This window comes from Nonomuraea sp. NPDC000554, from assembly GCF_040300065.1.
Classification (GTDB): Bacteria; Actinomycetota; Actinomycetes; order Streptosporangiales; family Streptosporangiaceae; genus Nonomuraea.
In genome coordinates, this window is record NZ_JBEPDC010000009.1 from 255,715 (window position 1) to 279,500 (window position 23,786).

Here is a 23,786-nt window from a genome sequence, read left to right on the forward strand (position 1 = left end):
GACAACCAGGCCGAACGGTCACGCCTTCACGGAGAGCGTAGGAGACGGCAGCATGTGCACCCTGGCCGAGCCGATGTCGAAGTAGAGCCCCACCAGCTCCAGCCGCCCGGCCCGGACCTGCTCGTCGACCTTCCGGTACGTGCGCAGGTTCTCCAGCTGCTGCTGCACGTTGACCCGGCAGAGCTGGTCCAGCGCGGTCTTGTCGAGACCCTCGGACGTCTCGATGAACCTGGCCAGGCTGTGGTACCCGTGCCGTAGCCACCGGCGCAGGCCCGGCATGCTGCCCGCCTTCACCCCGCCGCTGAGCAGCCCCGCCATCGCCCCGCAGCCCGAATGGCCGCACACCGTGATCGTGTGCACGCCGAGGACCTGCGTCGCGTACTCGATCGCCGCCACCACCGAGTCGTCGTGCGGCTCGGTGTCTCTCCTGGGCACCAGGTTGCCGATGTTGCGGACCGTGAACAGGTCACCGGGGCCGCTGGCGGTGATCAGGCTCGGGATGATCCGCGAGTCGGCGCAGGTGATGAACAGGTGCGTGGGCTGCTGCTTGCGGGCCAGCTCGCTGAAGATCGGCCGTACCAACGGCGCGGTGTGCCGGTGGAACTCCCGCGCCCCCACCGTGAGCTGGCACTCCGCCCTGGCGGGTGCGCCGGACGACAGGCCAGGGGACGGTGGCGCGTGCCGGACGGGACGGCGACGGCGGTGCGCCCACGGCAGCCACCACCGGTCGGGCGCCCTGGGAGGCGTCTTGGCGGGGAACATGCGGGCGCCGCTGGCCGCCATCGCGTACCACTCGTCGTGGATCTCGTCGATGTCGACCGTGCCGCCCAGCCGCTCGTGGTTCAGCCGCCAGGAGTGGATCGCCTCGAAGGCGGCGTTGTCCATGAAGTCGATGTTCAGGTCGAGGTCCACCGCCGCGCCCGCCGGGATGGCGCGCAGCTCCTGGGTGAGGCGGGGGACGCCGAGGAAGGTGAGCGAGCCGGAGATCGTCGCGTGCCAGCGCCCTTCGGCCTCCTGCTTGGCCTTGACGGTGACCCAGGTGAGCCGCCGCAGCGCGAGCAGCGCCGCCAGCGCCAGCCCCGCCAGCACCCCCTCGGCCAGCCCCAGCACGATCACGGCGCCCATGGTCACCACGTAGACCGGCACCTCGCCGTGCCCGTGGACCTTCCTGACATGGCCGAGATTCACCATCTGGATGCCGATGAACACCAGCAGCGCCGCCAGCGCCTCCATCGGGATCAGCTTGATCGTCCAGCCGAAGCCGAGCGCGAACACCAGCACCCACACCCCGTGCAGCACCGCCGACCACCGGCTGCGCCCGCCCGCCTGGACGTTCGCGGTGCTCCGCACGATCACGCCCGCCACCGGCAGCCCACCCAGGGCGCCCGCGACCATGTTGGCGACGCCCTGGCCCGCCAGCTCCTGGTCGAGGTCCGCGCGGCGGCCGTCGTGCATGCTGTCGACCGCGACGGAGCACAGCAGCGACTCGACGCCCGCCAGCAGCGCGACCAGCATCACGGCTGCCACGATGCGGTGCCAGTCGCCCTGTGGCAGCACGGGGAAGGCCCACTCGGTGAGGCTGTTCGACAGGTCGACGCGGGTGACGTCCCAGCCGAGCGCCCACGCCGTGAGCGCGGCCACGAGCAGCGCGGCGAGCGGCGCGGGCACCGCCCTGACCTGGCGGGGCAGCCGGGTCCACAGCCCCAGCACGGCGATCGTCAGCAGGCCCACCGCGACCGTGTGGCCGTGCATCTCGGCGAGCTGCTCCGGCAGCTGGACCAGGTTGGCCAGGGCCGAACGCTGCGGGCTGCCGCCCAGCACGATGTGCAGCTGGGAGAGCGCGATGACGACGCCGACGCCCGCCAGCATCCCGTGGACGACCGCGGGGGAGACCGCCAGCGCCGCCCTGGCCGTCCTGAACACGCCGAGCAGGAGTTGCACGATGCCGGCCAGCAGCGTGATCATGCAGGTGGCCCGCCAGCCGTAGGTCTGCACCAGGTCGGCGACCACCAGCGAGAGACCCGCGGCGGGGCCGCTCACCTGGACGACGGAGCCGCCCAGCGCGCCCGCCACGATCCCGCCGACCACGGCCGCGATCAGACCGGCCGCCAGCGGCGCCCCTGACGCCATCGCGATGCCCAGCGAGAGGGGCACCGCGATGAGGAAGACCACGAGCGAGGCGGGCACATCGTGCCGGAGCGTGCTCAGGACGCTACTGAGAGTGGCGCGGGTCATGCGGCAACCCTATTGCCCCGGCCGCCCGGCTCTTAAGGGGTCTTCATCGGGTTTTACGCATTCATGGCTACCGAGCCCGGCGCGGCGCCGCGCAGAGCGCGCGGAAGGCGTGCCGCACGCGCCCCGGACGGTGGCCGCACGCTTCGGACGGGCCTCTGGCGGGTGGTCGTCCCCGCTTTGGACGGGCCTCTGGCGGTAGTTTGCGCCGCGCCGCAGGGGCCGGTGGCCGTGCGGGCGTCAGGTGGTGGTCGTGCGCGCCCCGTACGGGCTCAGCGGGAGTCGTGAGCGTCGCGTACGGGGCTCGGCCGGGGGAGCGTGTCTCGCCCGGGGGTCAGCGGTAGTAGTCGGGGGACTCCGGCTCGGGCGCCCGGCGTCGGCCGCCCGCGCGCCTGGCCTTGCCTGCCTCCGGGGCGCCCTGGCCCCGGCTCGCGTTGCTCGCCGGCTGCTGCTCCGGCCAGGCGGCGGGCTGCGCCTGCCCCGACGGGGCGGCGTAGTCGCCGGTCTCGTACGCGATGGCCGCCTGCGGGGGTGGGGCCGACAGCACGTCGTCGTAGGCGGACACCGCCCGCGCGGGCGCGGTCGGGGTGCCGGTGGCGGGGGACGGGCCGGTCAGCGGGTCGGCGTCGTCGGCCACGGCCCAGCCGGAGCGCACCTCGTACGACGCCGGATACGACTGACGCGCGGGCTGCTCGAACGCGGGCCAGGAGTCGCTCGGGGTGGACCCGGTGCCCGGGTCGTCGAAGATGTCGGGCGCGGCGCTCCAGGAGCCGGACGTCGTCGAGGCAGGGGGCGGGGTGGTCCAGGTGGTCTCGATCGGATCGGCGGCGCGGTTGTAGGCGGCGGGGAACGGGTCGCTGGTGGGCGCGCCGTGGATCGGAGCGGCGGGCTGCGCGGGGAAGGACCCGCTGGACGCCTGAGGCTGTGCGGGGAAAGAGCCGCCGGACGCCTGAGGCTGTGCCGGGAAGGACCCGCTGGACGCCTGGGGCTGCGCGGGGAAGGAACCGACCGACGTCTGCTCGGCCGCCGGGAAGGAGCCGCTGCCGTTGCCCGACAGCGGGTCGGCGGGACGCGCCGGAGGCACCTGCTGGGCGCCCGCGCCGAGGATGCTCATCACGTCGGCGGAGAACGTCACGGTGCGCTGGTCGGCCAGGTCGGAGGCGCTGGGAGCGCGGCGCGGCGCGGGCTCCACCAGGTCGGCCAGGTGGGTGGCGGGCGCGGCGGGTGCCGCGGGTGCGGGGACGGGCCGCTGCGGCAGCGGGGCCTGGACGGTGGCGGCGTTCGGGTCGGCCGTGACGCGCTCGCGCCTGGCACGGCGCGGCGCGGGCCGCTCGCGCTCGGCGGGGCGCTCGGCGGGCCGCTCGGCAGCAGGGCGTTCAGGTGCGGGACGTTCAGGTGCGGGCCGCTCGGCGGCCGGACGTTCGACCGGGCGAGAGGCGCCCTTGCGGGCGGCGACCGTGCCCCCGGCGCCGAAGCCGCCCTCCTCCGCGTCGCTGCGGATGTTCGCCCAGAACTCCTCGTCCTCGTCGTCGGAGGTCGGGTTGCCCCACTCGTCGACGCCACGCTTGCCACGCTGGCCGGTACGTACCGGCTTGGGCGGCTTCGGGGCGTCTATCGGACTGAAGTCGGGGGTGAAATTGTTCATCCGCGGTTCGTGCGCGGCGAACTCGTCCGTGGACCGAGTAAGAGTCATCTCCTCCTTCTCGGCCATCTGCTTGAGCCGCTCAGGAGGAAGCGAACTCTCCCGACGATTCATCGAACGCATGCCCAGTGCCACGACGACGAGCACGAGGAGCACGACAGCGACCAAGCTCACTACGACCGCGATCATTGCACCACCCTCAAAGCCATGGCCTCCCTGTGGCGCCGGTGAGATCGCGCGGCCATCGACGCGATCTGCCTCCGTTGATCACCAACGCCTAACAATTGGATCTGATTCTGTCGGACCACTACGAGCGTTGTCACACCCTAAGTGCAGAATGGGTAACGAGTACTACCAGCGGTGTTCGGCATCTCACTCGATGTTGACCGCTGTGAGACGGCCACGGGCGATGGTCTTGTCCGCGATCTTCTTGAGGATCTCGGAGAGGGAGGCACCCTCCTGGAGGTCGACCTTCCCGTTGAGCGTGTAGACGCTGAACCGGTAGCTGCCCTTCTTGGCGCAAGGGGGCTCGTAGCCCGCCTTGCCGCTGGTCACCTTGGCCTGACCGGAACCGTCCGGCGGGTTCTCGGCGGCGTTCGGCCCCAGCTCGGTCGTGGTCGCCGGGATGTTGTAGAGCACCCAGTGCACGGCCGATTCGGACGGAGTATGTGAGTCGACCACGATCGCGATCGACTTGGCGTCAGGCAGGGGCGCGCTCGACCAGCGCAGCGGCGGGCTGCCCTGGTTGCCCTCACAGGAGTAGTCGCGCGGCAGCGGCTCGCCGTCGCGGAGCTCCGGGCTCGAGACGTTGATCTGAGCGATCTCCTTGGCCTGGGATCTGCCGATGAAGGGCGCGCAACCCGACAGGCCGGCGACGACTGTCACCGCTGTCACAAGGACAACGACGCGTCGCACGAGTCCTGCCGTGTTACAGAGCCCCATGTCGCAAGATGCTACGCGGCTCTCGGCGATGCGCCGACCGTTTCGGAAGGGTCGGTGACCGGTAAACGCTCCGAAAAGCGCGGGAATCATGGCATTTATGGGGTGAGGTTGGACACAAGCACGGTTGACCCGGCGGAGATTCGGCGGGCCTTGCGGGCTCACGGAGATCGCCGTGCGGCGTCCCGGCCCCCTTCTCCAACCTGCTGGTTTCCCGCGCGAGGCGGACCGTCCCACGCGGACGGCCACCCGAAGGGGCCGACGGACCGCACGCCCGGCGGCACCGACCGGCGCCTCACGGCCCGCGCGCCGAAAAAATCAGCCGTGCCGGTCGCCGTGGACGCGGCCGCGGATAGCAGCGACGCGCCCCGAAACCCCGCCCGACGGACTCAGCCACCCGCCCCGGCCCTCCGGGGTCGCACGGCCCAGGCGAGAGATCGCTGAGGGCGGCGGCCGAGCCCTAAGCTGGGCTTGTGACGTCAACAGGCCCGCTGCGCGACCCGGCGCACCGCGTCTCGCCCAAGGCCGTCCGGCTGTGGCTGCTGGAGTCGGCGATCGCTTTCGTGCTGCTCGTGGGCGGGGCGGTGCTGGTCGGCGTGTGGGTCGGCGGCAGCGGGTGGCCCTGGGTGCCGCAGTGGCTGGCCGACCACCCGTGGTCGCTGCCCGTCATCGTGGGCGCGCTGGCGACCCCGTTCCTGGCCGCCGAGCCGTTCGTGCGCTACGCCGTCCACCGGTGGGAGCTGTCCGGCGACGTCGTCTACGCCCGGTCGGGCTTTCTCACCAGGGAGTGGGTGTTCGTGCCCGTGAGCCGCATCCAGACCGTCGACAAGGCGCAGGGCTGGATGGAGCGCCTGCTCGGGCTGGCCACGCTGGAGATCCGCACCGCCTCGCACGCGGGTTCGTCCACGATCAAGGGGCTCGACTACCAGGTGGCGGCGGGGCTGGCCGAGCAGCTCGCGCACCGCGCCGAAGCGCTCAGGGACGACGCGACGTGACGCAGCCGCCTCCTCACCTCCCGCCCGCCGAGCCCGCGGGTCCTCCCGTGCCCAACGGCCTGGCGGCGCGGCTCAGCCCCAAGGTGCTGCTCATCGACCCCGTGCGGATGCTGCCCTCGCTGCTCCTGCCGCTCGTCGGGCTGCTGTTCGTCGGCGGCTTCTCCGCCAGGTCGTACGCGTGGGCGGCGTTCGGCGTCGGCGCCACCGTGGTCTTCGCCGTCATCAGGTGGGCGACGTTCAGCTACCAGATCCTGGGTGACCGGCTGGAGATCAAACGGTCCCTGATCAGCAGGTCCGTCCGGACCATCCCGCTCGAGCGCATCCGCGGCGTGGACGTGTCCACCCCGCCCATGCACCGGCTGCTCGGCCTCGCCGTCCTCAAGATCGACACTGGCGCGAGCGGCGGGGACGAAGAGGAGGGCGAGCTCGACGGCGTCACCTTGCACGAGGCCGAACGGCTCAAGTCCGTCCTGCTGCGGCGGGCCCGCGCGGCGCACCCCGAGCAGGTCAGCGTCCCGGCCGGGCCGTCCGAGCGCCCGATCTTCAAGGTGCCGCGCACCTGGCTGCTGTACGGGCCGCTGTCCGGTGCGTACCTGCTCACCCCGTTCGCCCTCGCGGGCGGCGCCATCGGCCTGGCCTTCCAGTGGGGCGACAACCTCGGCTTCGGCAGAGACGCCGCCTGGACCGTCGGGGAGTGGCTCTGGGACCACCCCTTCGTCCTGCTGGCCTTCGCACTGGTGCTCGTGCTCGCCATGCCGGTCGCGGGCGGCGTCATGTACGCCATCTTCAACTGGGACTTCACGCTCAAGTCCCGCGACGGCTACCTCGTGGCCGAGCGGGGGCTGATCAACCGGCGCAGCGTGTCGCTGGAGTCGCGGCGGGTGCGCGGGTACGAGATCGTCGACGGGCTGGCCGAGCGGTGGGCGGGCGTCGTCCGCGCCTGGGCGATCGTGACGGGCCTCGGCGACTCGCAGACGCGCGGGCAGCTCCTGCCGGACGTCCCGCGCGCCGTCGCCGTCCACGTCACCGGCGAGGCCATCGGCCCCTACCGGGCCGACCTGCGCCGCCACCCGCCCGTCGCCCGCAACCGCCGCCTGTTCCGCGCCGTGGTCCCGTGGCTGGTGGTGGCGGCCGTCGCCGGCGTGGCGGCGGTGCTGACCGCGAGCCCGCTCTGGTGGATCCTCGCCGCCCTGGCGCTGCTGCTGGCGGGCGTGGGAGTGCCCATCGGGCTGGACCGGTACAGCTCGCTGGGGCACGGGTACGACGGGGTGCGGCTCGCGGTGCGGTCAGGCTCGCTCAGACGGTCACAAGCGGTGGTGGAACGCCGGGCCGTCGTGGGCTGGCGGCTCAGGCAGACCTGGTTCCAGCGGCGGGCAGGCGTCTACACGCTGACCGCCGGGGTGGGGGCGGGCAAGGGCGGCTACTCGGCGATCGACGTCTCACAGGAGCAGGCGACAGCCTTCCCCGCGGAGGTCACCCCCGACTGGCTGACCCCCTTCCTGAACCCCCCAACGCCGTAACCCGGACAGAGGACGCGCCCTCCCAGGCCGTGGCTGTGCCCTCTCCCACCGTGACTGCGCTCTCCCAGGACGGTGGCTGTGCCCTCCCGCGACGTGGCTGCGCCCTCTCGGGTGGTGGCTCTGCTCTCCCGCGACGTGGCTGTGCCCTCCCAGGCCGTGGCTGCGCCCTCTCGGGTGGTTGCTAGTCCTGGCGGCGGGCGCCGAACATGATCTCGTCCCATGTGGGCACGGACGCGCGGCGGCCCCGCGAGCCCTTTCGCGCCTGCCGGGCCGCTGGAGCGGGCGGGGGAGAAGGCACCGGGACCGGCGTCTCCTTCGCCGCGGCCTTCCGCCCCTTCGTCCTGTCCTCCGCGCTCTCCCGGGCGGCGGGCACGCCGGTCTCGGACTCGGCCGCCTGCGGTTGCGCCGGCTCCGGCTTCGTCGTGTCCGGCTCTGTCGTGTCCGGCTTCGTCGTGTCGGCAGGCTTCTCGTCGGCGGGCGCGGGCTTCTCCGGAGCAGGCTCTTCCTGCGCGGCTGCCGACCGTTCCGGGGCCGCTGCCGACGCTTCGGACACAGACGCCGACGCTTCGGAGGCAGCTGCGGACTCTTCCGTGACGGCAGCAGGCTGTTCTGTGCCGGCTGCAGGCTGTGCCGCGGTGGTTGCGGACTCCTTCGTCACCGCTGCGGGCTGCTCCGGAACGGTCGCGAGCTCTTTCTGCTTGCTCGTGGGCGGCTGCGGGACGGCTTGGGGCTCGCCGCCGGTCTCGCTTTCCGCGTCGGCGGTGTCCGCAGACGCTGCCTTGGCGGGCGCCTGAGTTGCTGCGGCGGCGGTGTCCTCGGACGGCGCCTGAGTTGCTGCGGCGGCGGTGTCCTCGGACGGCGCCTGAGTTGCTGCGGCGGCGGTGTCCTTGGACGGCGCCTGAGTTGCTGCGGCGGCGGTGTCCTTGGTCGGTGGTTGGGCCGGTGTGGCAGTGGTGTCCTCGGACGGTGGCTGGGCCGGTGTGGCAGTGGTGTCCTCGGCCACCGACGCCTCGGGAGCTTCCACAGCTGCCACTTGCTCAGTGTCCACCTTCGCGGGCTGCGCGACCGTGGCAGGCTCGGGAGCCTGGTTGTCGTCAGAGGACCCGGAGGCACCCGTGGGCGTGCCGCCTTCTGCAGCCATGGAGGCGCCGGTGGACGTGCCGCCGTCTGCGGACGTGGAGGCCCCGGTGGGTGTGTCGTCTGCGGACGTAGCGGCGTCGGAGACCGCGCTGTCGTGCGCCGCCTTGGCCCCACTGGGGTCCTCGGCGGCCTCGGGCCGGGTGGCTTCGGTGTTCGTGGCCTCCGCGACTGTGGCCTCTGCGACCGTGGCTTCCGCGATCTCTACCGTCTTGGGCGCGGTGGTCGCGTCCACGTCAGCAGGTGCCTTCGCCTCGGTGCGCGCGGGTGCCGTGCCAGCGCTTGCGGAGAGGCCGGAGGCGGGTGCCGTAGCGGCCGATGCCTTCCCCTCCGAAGCGGCGGTTTCTCCGGTGGGAGCGGCCGGTGGTTCGTTGGCGCCGGTCGTGGGCGTGTCGGCGACGGGAGTGGCCGACGTGGCGGGCGTGTCCGCGACCGGCGTGGGGGCGTCGGTCGTCCGTGTGTCTGCGGCCTGTGTCGCGGGGGCGTCCGTTACCGGTGTGGCCTGCGTGTCTGCGACCGGCGTTGCGGACGTCTCCGCGACCGGCGGAGTGGACGTCTCCGCGATCGGGGTGGTCTGTGTGTTCGCGGTAGGAGTCGCCGGAACCTCGGGCGCGGTGTTCGTGCCGGGGGCGTGGACGTCCGGGGTGTCCGTGCCTGGGACCTGCGCGGCAGGGGCGGTCGTGGCATCCGGGCGCGCGGGGGAAGGCGCCGCCGGTGGCTCCTCGTCGAAGGGAAGCGGGTGCGCCGCCGGTTGCGAAGGAGCCTCGTCACGGGGGGCCGGCGCGTAGATCGGGTCGGCGTCGCGTGCGGTGGGGCGCTCAGGCGCGCGGCCCGCACCGAAGTCCGGCAGCCAGGCGGCGTCGCGGCGGGCCGGGGCCTCGCCGGGACGCGCGTAACCGGTGTCGCGGGAGAGCGAGTCCGGGCGCTGCTCGTGGTCAGGGTCGCCGGGCACGGCGGGTCCACGCTCGAAGGACGCGTCCCGCGACGGCCCGGCGGGGCCGCGGTCGAAGGGCGCTTCACGGGATGGCGTGCCAGGTCCGAAGGGTGCCTCTCGGGGTGGCGTGCCAGGTCCGAAGGAGGCTCCTCGTGTCGGCGCGGCAGGGTCGCGGTCGAAGGGTGCCTCTCGCGACGGCCCAGCAGGGCCGCGCTCGAAGGGTGCCTCTCGGGATGGCGTGCCGGGTCCGAAGGGTGTCTCTCGGGATGGCGTGCCGGGTCCGAAGGGGGCTTCACGGGCCGGCGTGCCAGGTCCGAAGGGCGCTTCACGCGATGGCGTGCCAAGTCCGAAAGGGGCCTCTCGGGACGGCGTGGCGGGGGTGCGGTCGTGGTCTCGGGTGTAGGCGTTCTCCGAGCGCGCCGGAGCGTGGTAGCCCATCGCGGGCTCGTCCGGTTCCGGCTGGTTGCGGACCACGGACGGGAAGGCGCGCGGTTCCGCGCCGAGCGGCGGGACGGGCTGGAGTTTGGCGACGCGCGGCGTGAACGGCGTGACGGTGGTGTCCTCCACCTGCGGCGCGGGGTCGAAGTCGGCCGCGGACAGGCGCATGGCCTCGTCGTCGTGCGGCGAGACGTGGCGTCTGCGCGGGTCGAAGAGCCACTCGGCGTGCCTGGTGTGACCGTTCCACACGTAGCCGAGCTTGACCCGCCACAGGCCGTCGTCGCGCTTGGCGGAGTCCCAGTCGATCTCGTCGGTGGGCACGCCGCGCCTGGTCAGCCGCTCGGCGACGAGCTCGCCGAGCGTCGGGCCCGCCGAGGACTCTCCCGGCATGCGGACGGCGACGCGCTGCGCCTGCTGGGCGACGTACTCGCGTTCCTGGAGCACGGGGCCCTCGAACCAGCGGACGCGCTCGACCGGGATGCCCGCGGTGGCGGCGATCTCCTCGGCAGTCTCTCCGGCGCGAATGCGTGCCTGGATCTCCTTGGGGCGCAACGGACTCTCCACTTCGATCTCGTACTGGCCGAGACGGGAGAAGTTGCCACGGACGGCAGCGCGGAGCCGGTCGTCCACGGGAAGCGTGAACCGTGTGCCTCGCCCAGCGGTCGCCAGTACGAGATAGGTTCCGTCTTCACTCACCGCGACGAGTCGGAGCTCCTGCATGCGAGTCCCTTCGTCAGCGCGCTCATTCTTCCCCCGGACCCTTGAGTCTCTCGCGTGTGCCGGTTGCCTGCCAGCACCGTACCCGGCATGTCCGAACATCGGCTTGCTGGGACAGCCTCGGGGCGATGTGACGCCGGTCACATTTGACGGTTCCATCCCTTTTCATGGCCCCTCGGTGCGCAGGGTCCCCGAGGGATTCTGGCGAATCGCGCCGCGCGCCGCTGTGCACTTCAGCCAAGAAGCCAGAGTGGACGGGTCCGCGTCGGGGTGGAGTTCCAGATATCGGGCGGCGGCGCCCGCCACCCGTGGCACGGCGGACGAGAACGCCTGCCCGCCCGGAGCCACCCGGCACGTTCCATCGTCCGAGGCGGCGACCGCGAAGACGCCGGAGCGCACCAGCCGCCGCATGGCCCTCATCAGCGCGCGCGAGGACGCGCCGTCCACCGCGAGGGTTGCGACGGCCGGTCCGCGGGCGTGCCGGTGGACCCAGTCGATCCCGGCCAGGACGTCCGACAGGCTGCCCGAGCCGCCGCAGCCCAGCACCCGGACCGAGGCGACGCCCGCCTGCGGAGCCAGCCCCTTCGCCGGCCCGGCGACCATGCGCGCGACGCGGGTGCCGTGGCCGCGGCAGTCCTCCCCGGTGCCGCCGGTGGCGTCGTAGGCGCTCCAGGCCCTGTCGCCGAACCGGGCGACGTCCACCCCGCCGTCCACGACGTAGACCGTGCTGCCCTTGCCGCCGCCGTGATCGCCGGCACGGCGTGCGCGGGCGAGCGGCATGGGCAGGATCGGCCGGTCCGGTTCCACCCAGCGGACCCGGGGATCGGCGCGCAACTCCCTCACCTCGGCGGCGGTGAGCCAGGAGGCGAAGCCGGGGAGCGCGGCGGTGTAGTAGCGCCGCACCCGCCACCTGCCCTGGCCGACGAGGTGGCGAGCGTCGGCCCGGTCACGCGCTGTGACGATGTACAGACGCGTAGGCTCGGTCAGAGGCGGTCGCGCGGCCAGTCCGGACGCGGGCGAAGCAGTGAGGGGCGCTGCTGTGGCCAGGGCCGTCGCCACGGCCGCGGCGAGGTATACGGAGGGCAGGCCGAATCGTCGGGGCACGAGCGGGAGAGTGCCTGTCGCGCACGTCACAGGAACAACAGGACACGCGCTCGCGTCTATTCACGAGGAAGCTCTTTACCTAGCGCATGCAGAGAGGACTGATCTGGGGGATGAGCGGCGACCGGCCGAAGTTCGAGCTGAGCGTGCCGCAGATCGCAGGGAGCGCACTCGCCGCGGTGACGGCCGCGGTCGCCGCGTCGTACCTGGGCGTGGCCGGTACGGTGATCGGCGCCGCCGTCGTCAGCGTGGCGAGCACGGTCGCCACCGCCATCTACACGCACTACCTGAAGCGCACCGGCGACAAGGTGAAGCAGCACACGGTGATCGCCTGGCGCGAGCCGCCCACCGGGGACGAAGCGCCCGAACCGGTCGAGGGGCAGGGCGCGCTGGCGACGGCCGTGGCGGCTACGGTGCGTGACGAGGAGCCCGGGGCGACCACCCTCGTGATGGCCCCGGTGGACCTGCCGCGCAGGCCGCTGCCGTGGGTGAAGGTCGGCGTGGCCGCCGCGCTGGTCTTCGCGGTCAGCATGGGCGGCATCCTGGCGTACCAGGCGATCGCCCAGACCACCGTCCACGACGTCGTGACGGGCACCAGGACCAAGCAGAACAAGCCGCCCGCCAGGGAGGACAAGCAGCAGCCCAGCCGGGAGCCCATGCGCGAGACCCCGGCGACGAACCCCGCCACGGATCCGGCGTCCACGCCGGAGCCGACGCCCACGCCCACCCCGACGTCCAAGTCGCCGACCGTCACCCCGACGGTGAAGCCGAGCGACACCGGCACGGCGCACCCGTCGCCGGAGCTGACGCCGTCGCAGCAGACCAGCGAGCCCGACGCCACGGTGGAGACGCCGCCTCCGGACGAGCCCACGCTGGAGCAGGCCCAGACGACGGATCAGGGCCGGGGCGGCACGCCGTAGCCGGGCGCCGGTGTCCAGGGGCGGGCCTAGCCCAGCACCTTCTCCAGGTAGGCGTTGCCGAACATGCGGCCGGGGTCGAGCCGGTCGCGCAGGGCGACGAAGTCCGCGAACCGCGGATAGGCCTTCGCCAGGTAGGAGGCGTCGCGGGTGTGCAGCTTGCCCCAGTGCGGACGGCCGTCCAGCCTGGTCATGATCTCCTCGACGCCCTCGAAGTAGGCCGGGTTCGGCGTGGGCCGGTAGATGTGGCAGGCGACGTACGCCGACCGGCGGCCGTACGCGGTGGAGAGCCAGGCGTCGCTCGGCGGCGTCACCCGCACCTCCACCGGGAAGGTGATCTTCCAGTCCATCCGCTCGACGAGGTCGCGGGTCTCGCGCAGGGCCTGGCCCAGGCGTTCGCGCGGCACGGCGTACTCCATCTCGAGGAAGCGCACGTCCCGGCGCGCCGTGAAGATCTTGTACGAGGTGTCGACGGACTCGGAGTCGCCGAGGGCGGCGGCGCTGGCCGCGTTGACGCGCGGGATCAGGGCGGGGAAGCGGGCGCCCAGCGCGCAGGCCGCGCCGAAGACGGTGTTCTCCAGGAACGTGTTGTCGAGCCAGTGCTTGAGGGCGCTCGGCGGGCTGGGCGGTCCGGGGCTCCTGTTGTTGGTCTTGACCAGGCAGGCGTCGGTGTGCGGCAGCCAGAAGAAGTCGAGATGCTCGTTGGCCGAGGTCATCGCGTCCAGCGAGTCGAGGATGCCGCTGAGCGTCATCCGGCGGCGGCGGTTGTGCAGCAGGAACGCCGGTTCCACGCGGAAGGTGACCGCGGTCAGGACGCCGAGCGCGCCCAGCCCGACCCTGGCGGCGTCGAACAGGTCCTCTCCGGGTGAGGCCGTCACCACCGACCCGTCGGCCAGCACCAGTTCCAGCTCCACCACCTGGTCGGCGAGGCCGCCGCTGTCGCGGCCGGTGCCGTGGGTGCCGGTCTGGATCGCGCCGGAGACGGTCTGCTCGGTGATGTCGCCCATGTTGGCCAGCGCCAGGCCGCGCTCGTCGAGCAGTTCGTTGAGCGCCTTGAGCGGCGTGCCCGCCAGCACCGTCACGCGTTCGCCGTCGATGGAGCGGATCCCGGTCAGCGCGTCGGGGCGCAGCAGGATGCCGTCGGTGAGGGCCACCCCGGTGAAGGAGTGGCCCGTGCCGACCATGCGCAGGCGCCGCCCGCTCGCGGCGGCGTCGCGTACGGCACGCACGACCTCCTCGGTGGAGGCCGGGGTGCGTTCCTCGGCGGGGGCGGCTGACTGGTTGCGGGCCCAGTTGGTGAAGACCATGCGCGTCCCCCTTGGAGCGTCGTTCCGTTAAACGTGAACGATACTCACTTTTGCCAGCCCTCGGGAACGGGGTAGATGTCCCCGGGCTGTAGGTTCTCCCGCTTGACGACGTCGGAGACCGTCACCAGCTGGTAGCCGTTCTTCTGCAGCGTCTTGATGATCGACGGCATCGAGTCGACGGTCTGCTTCACCCAGTCGTGCATGAGGATGATGCCGTCCTGCTTGGCCACCGCCAGCGTCTGCTTCTTGATCTCCGCCTCGTTCTTGGTGGCCCAGTCGCGCGAGCCGGCGGTCCACAGGATCATCGGCATGCCGAACTCGGCCGCGATGTCGGACGTCTGCACGTCCGCCATGCCGTACGGCGGGCGCAGCAGCTTCGGCTCGACACCGGCGGCCTTCTTGACGGCGTCCTGCGTCTTCTTGATCTCGTTCCTGATGGCCCCAGGCTCGAGCGTGGTGAAGTTCGGGTGCTTGTAGCTGTGGTTGCCGAGCTCGTGCCCCTCCTGGGCCATCCGCTTGACGAAGGACGGACGGCTGTGGACGTACTGGCCCTCCAGGAAGAACGTCGCCTTGGCGTTGTACTTCTTCAGGGTGTCGAGCAGCGTCCCCGCGTACTTGCCCGGGCCGTCGTCGAAGGTGAGCGCGATGCACTTGACCTGCTCGCAGTCGACCGCCTTGGCGGGAGCCTGGGCGGCCGGAGCCTGGGCGGCCTGGGTGGGGCGGGGCTGGGCGGACGCGGGTGCCGGGGCCAGTGTGAGACCGACAGCCGCGATGGCTAGAAGTGAAGGGATTTGTCGGGACATTACAGAACTTTCCTGTGTGAAGGGTGTTGCGAGGGATCTCCCGACCGTAGCGGATCAGCTCTCCGCCGGAGAAGGCGCTTCCGGAAGTCTCAGCAAACCCGAACCTCCCACGCCCACCACCGCCGCGATGGCCGCGCAGCCCAGCGTGAACACGTACGCGTTGGACGCGCCGATCGACTCGGTCAGCCTGCCGCCCGCCCACGCGCCGATCGCCACGCCGAGCCCGATCGAGGTGGAGATCCACGCCATCCCCTCGGTGAACAGCGACGGCGGCAGCATCCGCTCGGCCAGCGAGAAGCCGGTGATGAGCGTCGGCGAGATGGCCAGCCCGGCCACGAACAGCCCCACGGCCATGACCCGCGCGTCGCCGATGAAGATGATCGGCAGCAGGCCCACGACCAGCACGCCGAGCGCCCTGACGAGGCGGCCCCGCAGCGGGATCTGCCACTGCCTGGACCCGAACCAGAGCCCCGACACCATCGACCCGCCCGCGATGGACGCCAGCAGGAACCCGGAGGCCCCCTTCACCCCGTGCTCCTCGGCGAAGGCCACGGTGATCAGGTCCACCGAGCCGAACACCGCGCCGAGCGCCAGATACACGCACGACAGCAGGGCGATCCCGGGGATCAGGATCGGCGAGCCGCCGCTCGACCTGATCTCCCGCACGGGCGGCTGGGTGCGCCGCTGCGCTGCCAGCGCCAGGGACCCGCCGACCAGGCACACCAGCGCCACCGACAGCCCCGCGTACGGGTTGACGTAGGTCGCCAGGACGGTCACCAGGGCGGGCCCCGCGACGAAGATCACCTCGTCGGCCACGGACTCGAACGCGAACGCGGTGTGCAGCTTGGCCGACCCGCCGTGCAGGTGCGACCAGCGGGCCCGCACCATCGAGCCCAGCGACAGCGAGGTCGCCCCGACCAGCAGCCCGGACGCGTACAGCGTCCACTCGGGCAGGCCGAACCCCGCACAGAGCATCAGGGACGCCAGGGCCAGCGCGTTGACCAGGGAGAACGGGATGATCACCCGGCTCTGGCCGAACCGGTCGACCAGCCGCCCCGTCAGGGGGGCGGCGATCGCGAAGGAGATGTTGGTGGTGGCCGCGACGGCGCCCGCGGTCGCGTACGACTCGGTGAGCGCGGAGACCAGCAGGACGATCCCGATGCCGAGCATGGACATCGGCATCCGGCCGACGAACCCGGCCAGCACGAATCCCTTGACGCCGGGCCCGTTGAACAACCCCCGGTAAGGCCCGACCACGTCATTTCCCCCTTACGTCGCCAGCCAACTTTTGCGTACGCGAGACCGGACGGCAAGTGCTTTTTCCGCCGATTCGGCTAACGTGTGCCGAGTGTCGTCCGGCCTTCCCTCGTTCCGCGCCGTGGTGCTGACGCTCGTCGCCGTGCTCGCCGTCACCGTGGCGGCCGGGGGAGCGGTCCTGCTCATCAGCGACGACGCGCCAGGCAGCGCCGCGCAGCAGGAACCGGCCCAGCGGGAATCGGCGCAGCTTCCGAAGCCGCAGCCGACGCCGCGGCTCGACCAGCTCGTGCCGACCACGCAGCCGGTCAAGGACTTCGGCCAGGGCGGGCCCAGCGTCACCGTGACCCCGCCCCGCATGCTGGCCGTCGCGCCCGCCACGGTGCCGAAGCGGACCCGGTTCGCGCTGTCGGCGCTGAAGCACGTGCAGAAGGTGATCGTCGTCGACGCCGGCGCCGTCAAGGTGTCGGGCACCGCGCTCAACCTGCTCGCCGTGGAGCCCTCCGAGTTCCGGTCCTGGACTCCACAGCCGGTCGCCGACCAGCCCGCCGTGTGGAGCGCGCTGGCCAGGGGCGAGATGGTCGCCGACTCCTCGGCCGTACGCAGGCTCGGCCTCGCGCTCGGCGCCTACTACCAGGTGGACGGCGGCCCGCGGCTGCGCGTCGCCGCCTCGGCCACCCTGGGCCTGACCGGGGTCGACGGCCTGGTGAGCGCCGACGTCGGCAGAGCGCTCGGGCTCGCCCCCGGCGTCGCGGTGCTGCTGCACGCCAAGAGCGGGGACGTCAGCGAGGCGCGGGTGCGCAAGCTGCTCGGCAAGGGCGCCCAGGTCGTCGCGCTGGGGCCGCGCGCCGGCCAGCCGAAGGCGAAGCCGAAGCAGCAGCAGCGCAAGCCCGCCACGGAGGTCACCGTGGGGCGGCCGAACAGCTACCTGGAGCTGTACAAGATCTCGGCCACCCGCTGCCCGGGCCTGTCCTGGACGGTCCTGGCCGCGATCGGCCAGGTGGAGAGCGGGCACGGGCGCAACAACGGGCCGTCGAGCGCGGGCGCGCTCGGCCCCATGCAGTTCATGCCCGCCACCTGGAAGTCGTACGGCGTCGACGGCGACGGCGACGGCAAGGCCGACATCTGGAGCCCGTACGACGCGGTGCCGGGCGCGGCCAACTACCTGTGCGCGAACGGCGCCGGCCAGGGCGGCGAGAAGCTGCGCAAGTCGATCTGGTTCTACAACCACTCCTGGGACTACGTGAACAAGGTGATGAGCATCTCCGAGGCGTACGCCCGCGCCTACACCTGACGCCGCCTGGGGGCCGGGCAGCAGGTCAGCGCGCACGCGACGGGCTCGGGCTCGTCCATCAGCTCCCGCACCATCCGCACGAAGGCCGGGTGGGTGCCCGCGGTCGCGGCCCGCTCCAGGGGCAGGCCCAGCTCGTCCGCGACCTGCCTGGCCTCGGTGTCGAGGTCGTAGACGACCTCCATGTGGTCGGAGACGAACCCGATCGGCACCAGCACCACCGACCGCGCGTCGGACTTGCGCAGGAAGTCGCAGACGTCCGGCTCCAGCCAGGGCACCTGCGGCGGGCCGCTGCGCGACTGCCACACCAGGTCCCACGGCTCGTCGCGGCCCAGCGCCTCGCTTACCAGCTGGGCGCTGCGGCGCAGCTGCGCCTCGTACAACCCGCCCGACGGGCCCGCCGTCTCGGCCATCGAGACCGGGATGCTGTGCGCGGTGAACACCAGCCGCGCGTCGTCGCGGCCGAGCCGCTCGAGCGCCTGCCTGGTGTGGTCGGCCATCGCCTCGACGAAGCCGGGGTGGTCGCCGAAGTGCCGCATCTTGACCAGCTCGGGGCCGCCCTCGACGGAGATCCTGGCGATGTCCTCGTAGTACTGGCGGCAGCTGGAGTAGCCGGCGAACGCCGAGGTGGCGAAGACCGCCGCCCTGCGGACCCCGTCGGCCTTCATCTGCCGGACGGTGTCCTCGCCGAACGGGTGCCAGTTGCGGTTGCCCCAGTAGACCGGCACGCCGGCCACCGGACGCAGCGCCTCGACCAGCTCGCGGTTCTGCCGGTTGATCGGGCTGACCCCGCCGAAGCCCTGGTAGTGCTCGGCCACCTGGAGCAGCCGCTCGCGCGGCACACCCCTGCCCCGCACCACGTTCTCCAGGAAGGGCAGGACGTCGTCGGGCCCCTCGGGCCCGCCGAACGAGAGAACCAGCAAAGCGTCGTAACTTCCCACGCGACCACCCTATTCGGAGTGTCGGTGGTCTTCCCCCGCGAGGGAGCGCCGTTGCCTGGACTGAGGAGCGCCGGGAGCGCCGGGAGCGCAGCGACCAGAGCGACGAGGGAAGGCAACGGACCTGAGCGACCGAGCAGCCTCACGAAGTGAGGCCATGAAACAGGGCCTCACGGAGTGAGGCCATGAGCAGGTAGGTTCGATCGAGTGAGCGCATTCAATGACATACGCGACTATGTCGCCATCCCGAGGGTCCTCTCGCTGAAGCTCTCGCCCGACGGTTCCCGCCTCGTCTCCGTGGTCCAGTCGCTCAATCCTGACGGCAAGTCGTACGGCACCGCGCTCTGGGCGATCCCCGTCGACGGCGAGCCCTACCGGCTGACCCGCTCGGCCAAGGGGGAGACCGCCGCCGAGTTCACCGACGCGGGCGACGTGCTGTTCACCTCGTCCCGTCCCGACCCGACGGCCAAGGACGCCGGGGACGAGGTGCCGGCGCTGTGGCTGCTGCCCCGCGCGGGCGGCGAGGCCCGCCAGGTGGCCACCCGCCCCGGCGGCATCGGCGCCGTGCGGACGGCCGGCGACGTGGTGGTGTTCGCCTCCGACGTGCTCGACGGCGAGGAGGCGGCCGAGGAGGAGCGGCGCAAGGCCCGCAAGGACGCCGGGATCAGCGCCATCCTGCACGAGGGCTACCCGGTCCGCTACTGGGACCACGACCTGGGCCCCGGCCGCACCCGGCTGTTCGCCGCCAGGCTCGGCGTCGCCGATCAGGACGGCCGCCTGGAGGACGTCCGCGACCTGACGCCCGACGCCGGCGACGCGCTGCGCGACACCTCCTTCACGCTCACCCCCGACGGCGCCACCGTGATCGCGACCTGGCGGGTGCCGCTGCCGCGCGGCCAGATGCGCATCGAGCTGGTCGCGATCGACGTGGCCACCGGCGAGCGCCGGGTTCTGGTCGCCGAGGACGACCACGACTTCACCCACCCGCTCGCCGTCTCGCCCGACGGCACCCGCGTCGCCTGCGCCCGCGAGCGCCACACCGGCCTGGACGTGTCTGTCAGGAACGAGCTGTGGATCGGCGACCTGGCCACCGGCCAGGGCAGGGGCTACGCGCCCGACCTGTTCCCGACGGACGTCGAGTGGGCGCCCGACTCCTCCGCCGTCTACCTCGTGGCCGACCACCAGGGCCGCCGCCCGGTCTTCCGCGTCCCGGTCGAGGGCGAGCACACCAGGCTCACCCAGGACGCCGCCGCCTACCTCGGGCTCAACGCCTCGCCCGACGGGCGCTTCGTCTACGCGCTGCACAGCGCCGTGGACCGGGCCCCCGGCCCGGCCAGGATCGACGCCGTCACCGGCGAGGTCGACGACTTGCCGTCGCCCGCGCCGCGTCCCGACGTGCCCGGCAGGCTCACCGAGATCTCCGCCACCGCCGACGACGGCACCACCGTCCGCGCCTGGCTGGCGCTGCCCGAGAACGCCTCGGCCGACAACCCCGCGCCGTTCCTGCTGTGGATCCACGGCGGCCCGGTCGCCTCCTGGAACGACTGGCAGTGGCGCTGGCAGTCGTGGATCATGACCGCGCACGGCTACGCCGTCCTGCTGCCCGACCCGTGCCTGTCCACCGGCTACGGCCAGGAGATGATCGACCGCGGCTGGGGCAACTGGGGCCCGCGCACCCTCGCCGACCTGGACGCCATCGTGGACGTCGCCCTCGCCAGGGACGACATCGACGGCGAGCGGATCGCCGCGATGGGCGGCTCGTTCGGCGGCTACATGGCCAACTGGCTCGCCGGCCACACCGACCGCTACAAGGCCATCGTCACCCACGCCTCCCTGTGGAACCTCGACCAGTTCGCGGGCACCACGGACGCGTCCATGTACTGGCAGCGCGAGTTCGGCGAGCCCGGCTCCGAGCGCTACGCCAACCTGTCGCCGCACCACGCGCTCGACAAGATCACCACCCCGATGCTCGTCATCCACGGCGACAAGGACTACCGGGTGCCGATCGGCGAGGCCCTGCGCCTGTGGTGGGACCTGCGGCGCAGCGAGGTCGAGTCGAAGTTCCTGTACTTCCCCGACGAGAACCACTGGATCCTGAAGCCGGGCAACGCCGTCGCCTGGTACGAGACCGTGCTGGCCTTCCTCGCCCAGCATGTGCTCGGGCAGGAGTGGAAGCGTCCGGACTCGGTGGCGTGATGTCTGACTTCGTCAGCCTGGCCGAGGACATCGCGCGTGAGGCGGGCGACATGCTGCTCGCCAAGCGGCCCGCCATGTCCGAGGTCGTCGAGACCAAGTCCAGCCCCACCGACGTGGTCACCGCGCTCGACAAGGTGTCCGAGGAGCTGATCAGGGCCCGCATCCTGGCCGCCAGGCCCGGCGACACGATCCTGGGCGAGGAGGGCGGCGAGGCCCGGGGCGACTCCGACGTGCGCTGGGTCGTCGATCCCATCGACGGGACGGTCAACTTCCTGTACGGGCTGCCGGACTGGGCGGTGTCGATCGCCGTCGAGGTCGGCGGCCGGATCGTCGCGGGCGTGGTGAACGTGGCCACCCGCGGCGAGGTGTTCACCGCCGCGCTCGGCGAGGGCGCCTGGCTCGGGGGCGCGCGGCTGCGCTGCACCACCGGTGTGCCGCTGGCCCAGGCGCTGGTGGCCACCGGGTTCGGCTACCTGCCCGGCAGGCGCGAGGTGCAGGGCCAGGTGCTGGCGTCGGTGCTGCCGCGGGTGCGGGACATCAGGCGCGGCGGCTCGTGCGCGATCGACATCTGCTCGGTGGCCGCCGGACGGGTGGACGCCTACTACGAGCGCGGCGTCAACTACTGGGACTACGCCGCGGCCGGGCTGGTCGCGGCGGAGGCGGGAGCCAGGATCGGCGGGCTGCACGGCAGGCCGAGCAACTCGGACCTGACGCTGTGCGCCGCGCCGGGCCTGTTCGAGGAGCTGCACGACCTGCTCGCCCCCCTCGACCCGGAACGCGACGCCTGACTGGGAACACGCCTGACCGGGAACGCGACGCCTGACCGGGAACACGCCTGACCCGGAACGTGCGAACGGCCGGAGCCCTCCTTCTGGGCTCCGGCCGTTCGGCGTCTACGTACAGCTATGAACAGCGTTCATGAGCGGGGCTCATGAACTGGTCTACGAACGGGGCAAAGGGATGCCGTGATCGTCGGCCAGCCTGCGCAGGTCTTCGATCTCGGCGGTGAGGGTGTCGGCGAGGTACTCGTCGCCGTTGCTTCGGGCCTCCCGAAGACCTTTGTAAGCCTGGTCGAGGCGGCTTTCGATCGTGGTCGTGAACTCGCCCATCTCACCTACTTTCTCAGGGGGTCGTGCCGTGCGTACGCTGCCAGCCCGCATGCGGAGAGCCTGCGGATCGCACGGTCGGTGGGTGTCCAGCTGGCATACCCAGGGGGCTCTCCTTCCGAAACATGAATTTCGCCATGCCTTGGGGCGCGCGGGGGTCGCACATGCCTTACCGTGCGCTTATTGCCGCTGTGGGCAGAATGAGGACCGACAATCGGAGAGAGGTGTGCTGGCGTGCGGGTGCTGGTGGTTGAGGATGAGCGCGTCCTCGCCGATGCGATCGCGACCGGGCTGCGGCGTGAGGCCATGGCCGTCGACGTGGCGTACGACGGGGGTGGCGCGCTGGAGCGGACCTCCTACATCGACTACGACGTGATCGTGCTCGACCGCGACCTGCCGGTGGTGCACGGCGACGAGGTCTGCCGCCGCCTGGTGGAGCAGCGTACGGCGTCCCGCATCCTGATGCTGACCGCGTCGGGCGACGTGGACGACAAGGTGGAGGGGCTCGGCCTGGGGGCCGACGACTACCTGGCCAAGCCGTTCGTCTTCATCGAGCTGGTGGCCAGGGTGCGCGCGCTGGGCCGCCGCTCCGCGCCCGCGCTGCCGCCGGTGCTGGAGCGGGGCGGGATCCGGCTCGATCCGGGCAAGCGGCTCGTGGAGCGCGACGGCAAGGAGGTCGTGCTGACCAAGAAGGAGTTCGCCGTCCTGGAGGAGCTGATGCGGGCCGAGGGCGCGGTGGTCAGCCAGGAGGACCTGCTGGACAAGGCGTGGGACGAGAACATCGACCCGTTCACCAACGTGGTGCGGGTGACGATGATGACGCTGCGCAAGAAGCTGGGCGACCCGCAGGTGATCGAGACCGTGCCAGGAGTGGGATACAAGTTGTGACAGATCGGCCAGAACGCGAGTCGGTGCCGACGCACCCGATGATCAGCCCGCACAGCGCCGGCAAGACGGTGCGGGTCCAGCAGCCCCCGCCGCCCAGCGGGCCGCCCGCCTGGGACGGCCCGCCGCCGCCCTCGCACACGGCGCAGGAGCGCACGCCGATGGGCTGGCTCACGGACAAGCCGGGCAAGGTGAGCATGCGCTGGCGGCTCACCCTCGCCTACGGCGGCGTGTTCTTCGTGGCAGGGGCGCTGCTCCTGGTCGTCATGTATTTCGTCGTGCGGTCGGTGCTCTACGTCGGATTCATCTACACCCTCAAGCTGCCGGACAATGTCTCGCCCGAGCTGGCCGACTACCTGAACGGGCAGGTGCAGCTCCTGCGCACCAACGGGATCAACCAGGTGCTCGACACCCTGATCAGGCAGTCGGTGCTGGCGCTGCTGGGCATGGGGATCTTCGCGCTCGTCCTCGGCTACTTCGTCGCCGACCGGGCGCTCAGGCCGATCAGCCAGATGACCGCCACCGCGCGCAAGCTGTCGGAGAGTACGCTCGCCCACCAGCGCATCGACCTGAAGGGCCCGGAGGACGAGCTGAAGGAGCTGGCCGACACCTTCGACGCCATGCTGACCCGGCTCAACGTCGCCTTCGACACCCAGCGCAGGTTCGTCGCCAACGCCTCCCACGAGCTGCGCACGCCGCTCACCATCAACAGGACCGTCCTGGAGATCGCCCTGTCCGACCCCGAGGTGTCGGAGGACCTCAAGACGCTGGGCCGCACCCTGCTGGAGGTCAACGCGCGCAACGAGAAGCTCATCGAGGGGCTGCTGTTGCTGGCGAGGAGCGAGCGCGAGCTGGCCGTGCGCAAGCCGTTGGACGTCGAGGAGGTCGCCAGGACGGCCGTGGAGCAGGTCGCCCCTTTCGCCGAGGAGCACGGCGTGGCCGTGAGCACCGAGCTGGCGAGCGCCCCCACGGTGGGCGACCCGGTGCTGCTGGAACGGTCCGTGAGCAACCTGCTGGAGAACGCCGTCAAGTACAACATTCCCGAAAATGGGAAAGTCTGGATCCGGACGGGAATGGTGGACGGGGGGTTGGTTGTTCAGGTGGCCAACACGGGGCAGCATGTCCCGGCGTACGAGGTGAACAGCCTGTTCGAGCCGTTCAGAAGGTTGCACGCGGACCGCGTGGAATCGGCGAAGGGCTCAGGGCTGGGGCTGTCGATCGTCCGGGCTGTGGTGCAGGCCCACGGCGGAAATGTGACCGCCGTACCTCGAGACGGTGGCGGACTCGTTGTCACCATCCGGCTCCCCGGCCGCTGATCCGGCGTGTTGCTGGATGGGGGGCGTCTCGTTCGTGCCGCACATGTGGTTGGATGTGCCGTCGAACACGGTGGTGCATGGCGCCAAGGCTGTGGGTTTCGCCATATTTGGCTAACCA

At 71.8% G+C, this 23,786-nt stretch carries 18 protein-coding genes; 8 read left to right on the top strand and 10 right to left on the bottom strand.

The features are described 5' to 3' along the window. Window positions 1-18 precede the first annotated feature (18 nt). The 3 genes from ABT294_RS19670 to ABT294_RS19680 all read right to left on the bottom strand — a co-directional run bounded on the left by ABT294_RS19670 (window position 19) and on the right by ABT294_RS19680 (window position 4,759). Window positions 19-2,235 (bottom strand): SulP family inorganic anion transporter, encoded by a 2,217-nt coding sequence (locus ABT294_RS19670; protein ID WP_350807418.1) that lies wholly within the window; start codon window positions 2,233-2,235, stop codon window positions 19-21. Between the two features lie 331 nt (window positions 2,236-2,566). Next, complete coding sequence (locus tag ABT294_RS19675; protein ID WP_350807419.1) at window positions 2,567-4,063, bottom strand: hypothetical protein; 1,497 nt, start codon at window positions 4,061-4,063, stop codon at window positions 2,567-2,569. A 183-nt stretch (window positions 4,064-4,246) separates the two neighbouring features. Next, window positions 4,247-4,759, bottom strand: coding sequence for a YbhB/YbcL family Raf kinase inhibitor-like protein (locus ABT294_RS19680; protein WP_350807420.1), 513 nt, complete (start codon window positions 4,757-4,759; stop codon window positions 4,247-4,249). 527 nt (window positions 4,760-5,286) lie between these two features. Between ABT294_RS19680 and ABT294_RS19685 the strand changes: the two genes are divergently transcribed. Further along, window positions 5,287-5,808 (top strand): PH domain-containing protein, encoded by a 522-nt coding sequence (locus ABT294_RS19685; RefSeq protein ID WP_350807422.1) that lies wholly within the window; start codon window positions 5,287-5,289, stop codon window positions 5,806-5,808. Continuing rightward, a complete protein-coding gene (locus ABT294_RS19690; RefSeq protein ID WP_350807423.1) occupies window positions 5,805-7,328 on the top strand; it encodes a PH domain-containing protein in 1,524 nt (507 codons plus the stop codon). The genes ABT294_RS19685 and ABT294_RS19690 overlap by 4 nt, the downstream gene beginning before the upstream one ends. A gap of 181 nt (window positions 7,329-7,509) precedes the next feature. On the opposite strand, the gene sepH is transcribed toward ABT294_RS19690, so the two are convergent. Further along, the gene (gene sepH, locus ABT294_RS50845; RefSeq protein WP_502912075.1) at window positions 7,510-10,557 is read right to left on the bottom strand and encodes a septation protein SepH; all 3,048 of its coding nucleotides are present in this window, start codon (window positions 10,555-10,557) and stop codon (window positions 7,510-7,512) included. 162 nt (window positions 10,558-10,719) lie between these two features. Then, a complete protein-coding gene (locus ABT294_RS19700) occupies window positions 10,720-11,658 on the bottom strand; it encodes a S8 family serine peptidase (protein WP_350807424.1) in 939 nt (312 codons plus the stop codon). An 86-nt stretch (window positions 11,659-11,744) separates the two neighbouring features. Here ABT294_RS19700 and ABT294_RS19705 point away from each other — a divergent pair, with 86 nt between their 5' ends. Further along, entirely contained in the window at window positions 11,745-12,575 is an 831-nt protein-coding gene (locus ABT294_RS19705; RefSeq protein ID WP_350807425.1) for a hypothetical protein, read from the top strand. A gap of 26 nt (window positions 12,576-12,601) precedes the next feature. Here ABT294_RS19705 and ABT294_RS19710 read toward each other — a convergent pair whose 3' ends face one another. From ABT294_RS19710 to ABT294_RS19720, 3 genes are read right to left on the bottom strand one after another with little or no spacing between them, the layout of a single operon-like run. Next, window positions 12,602-13,879: a D-arabinono-1,4-lactone oxidase gene (locus tag ABT294_RS19710; protein ID WP_350807426.1), complete on the bottom strand. Its 1,278-nt coding sequence runs from the start codon at window positions 13,877-13,879 to the stop codon at window positions 12,602-12,604. A gap of 44 nt (window positions 13,880-13,923) precedes the next feature. Continuing rightward, window positions 13,924-14,682 (bottom strand): polysaccharide deacetylase family protein, encoded by a 759-nt coding sequence (locus ABT294_RS19715; RefSeq protein WP_350807427.1) that lies wholly within the window; start codon window positions 14,680-14,682, stop codon window positions 13,924-13,926. A gap of 54 nt (window positions 14,683-14,736) precedes the next feature. Continuing rightward, window positions 14,737-15,939 (bottom strand): MFS transporter, encoded by a 1,203-nt coding sequence (locus tag ABT294_RS19720; protein ID WP_350807428.1) that lies wholly within the window; start codon window positions 15,937-15,939, stop codon window positions 14,737-14,739. Between the two features lie 91 nt (window positions 15,940-16,030). Here ABT294_RS19720 and ABT294_RS19725 point away from each other — a divergent pair, with 91 nt between their 5' ends. Then, on the top strand, window positions 16,031-17,230 hold the full coding sequence (locus ABT294_RS19725; protein WP_350807429.1) for a lytic transglycosylase domain-containing protein: 1,200 nt from the start codon (window positions 16,031-16,033) through the stop codon (window positions 17,228-17,230). Here the strand turns inward: ABT294_RS19725 and ABT294_RS19730 are convergent. Continuing rightward, the gene (locus ABT294_RS19730; RefSeq protein ID WP_350807431.1) at window positions 17,221-18,168 is read right to left on the bottom strand and encodes a ferrochelatase; all 948 of its coding nucleotides are present in this window, start codon (window positions 18,166-18,168) and stop codon (window positions 17,221-17,223) included. The two genes, ABT294_RS19725 and ABT294_RS19730, sit on opposite strands and share 10 nt — an antisense overlap. A 204-nt stretch (window positions 18,169-18,372) precedes the next feature. Here ABT294_RS19730 and ABT294_RS19735 point away from each other — a divergent pair, with 204 nt between their 5' ends. Continuing rightward, window positions 18,373-20,361, top strand: coding sequence for a S9 family peptidase (locus tag ABT294_RS19735; protein WP_350807432.1), 1,989 nt, complete (start codon window positions 18,373-18,375; stop codon window positions 20,359-20,361). Then, a complete protein-coding gene (locus ABT294_RS19740; RefSeq protein WP_350807433.1) occupies window positions 20,361-21,149 on the top strand; it encodes an inositol monophosphatase family protein in 789 nt (262 codons plus the stop codon). The genes ABT294_RS19735 and ABT294_RS19740 overlap by 1 nt, the downstream gene beginning before the upstream one ends. Before the next feature lie 153 nt (window positions 21,150-21,302). On the opposite strand, the gene ABT294_RS19745 is transcribed toward ABT294_RS19740, so the two are convergent. Beyond that, window positions 21,303-21,470 carry a hypothetical protein gene (locus ABT294_RS19745; protein WP_350807435.1) on the bottom strand — a complete coding sequence of 56 codons (168 nt, stop codon included), beginning with the start codon at window positions 21,468-21,470 and terminating at the stop codon, window positions 21,303-21,305. Window positions 21,471-21,701: 231 nt separating this feature from the next. Here ABT294_RS19745 and ABT294_RS19750 point away from each other — a divergent pair, with 231 nt between their 5' ends. Both ABT294_RS19750 and ABT294_RS19755 read left to right on the top strand, forming a co-directional pair. After that, window positions 21,702-22,355 carry a response regulator transcription factor gene (locus ABT294_RS19750; protein ID WP_327090912.1) on the top strand — a complete coding sequence of 218 codons (654 nt, stop codon included), beginning with the start codon at window positions 21,702-21,704 and terminating at the stop codon, window positions 22,353-22,355. Then, complete coding sequence (locus tag ABT294_RS19755) at window positions 22,352-23,668, top strand: sensor histidine kinase (protein WP_350807436.1); 1,317 nt, start codon at window positions 22,352-22,354, stop codon at window positions 23,666-23,668. The genes ABT294_RS19750 and ABT294_RS19755 overlap by 4 nt, the downstream gene beginning before the upstream one ends. Window positions 23,669-23,786: the final 118 nt, after the last annotated feature.

Coding starts and splice junctions, on each gene's coding strand:
- ABT294_RS19670 (WP_350807418.1), bottom strand. CDS start 2,235: ATGACCCGCGCCACTCTCAGTAGCGTCCTGAGCACGCTCCGGCACGAT.
- ABT294_RS19675 (WP_350807419.1), bottom strand. CDS start 4,063: ATGATCGCGGTCGTAGTGAGCTTGGTCGCTGTCGTGCTCCTCGTGCTC.
- sepH (WP_502912075.1), bottom strand. CDS start 10,557: ATGCAGGAGCTCCGACTCGTCGCGGTGAGTGAAGACGGAACCTATCTC.
- ABT294_RS19705 (WP_350807425.1), top strand. CDS start 11,745: ATGCAGAGAGGACTGATCTGGGGGATGAGCGGCGACCGGCCGAAGTTC.
- ABT294_RS19710 (WP_350807426.1), bottom strand. CDS start 13,879: ATGGTCTTCACCAACTGGGCCCGCAACCAGTCAGCCGCCCCCGCCGAG.
- ABT294_RS19715 (WP_350807427.1), bottom strand. CDS start 14,682: ATGTCCCGACAAATCCCTTCACTTCTAGCCATCGCGGCTGTCGGTCTC.
- ABT294_RS19740 (WP_350807433.1), top strand. CDS start 20,361: ATGTCTGACTTCGTCAGCCTGGCCGAGGACATCGCGCGTGAGGCGGGC.
- ABT294_RS19745 (WP_350807435.1), bottom strand. CDS start 21,470: ATGGGCGAGTTCACGACCACGATCGAAAGCCGCCTCGACCAGGCTTAC.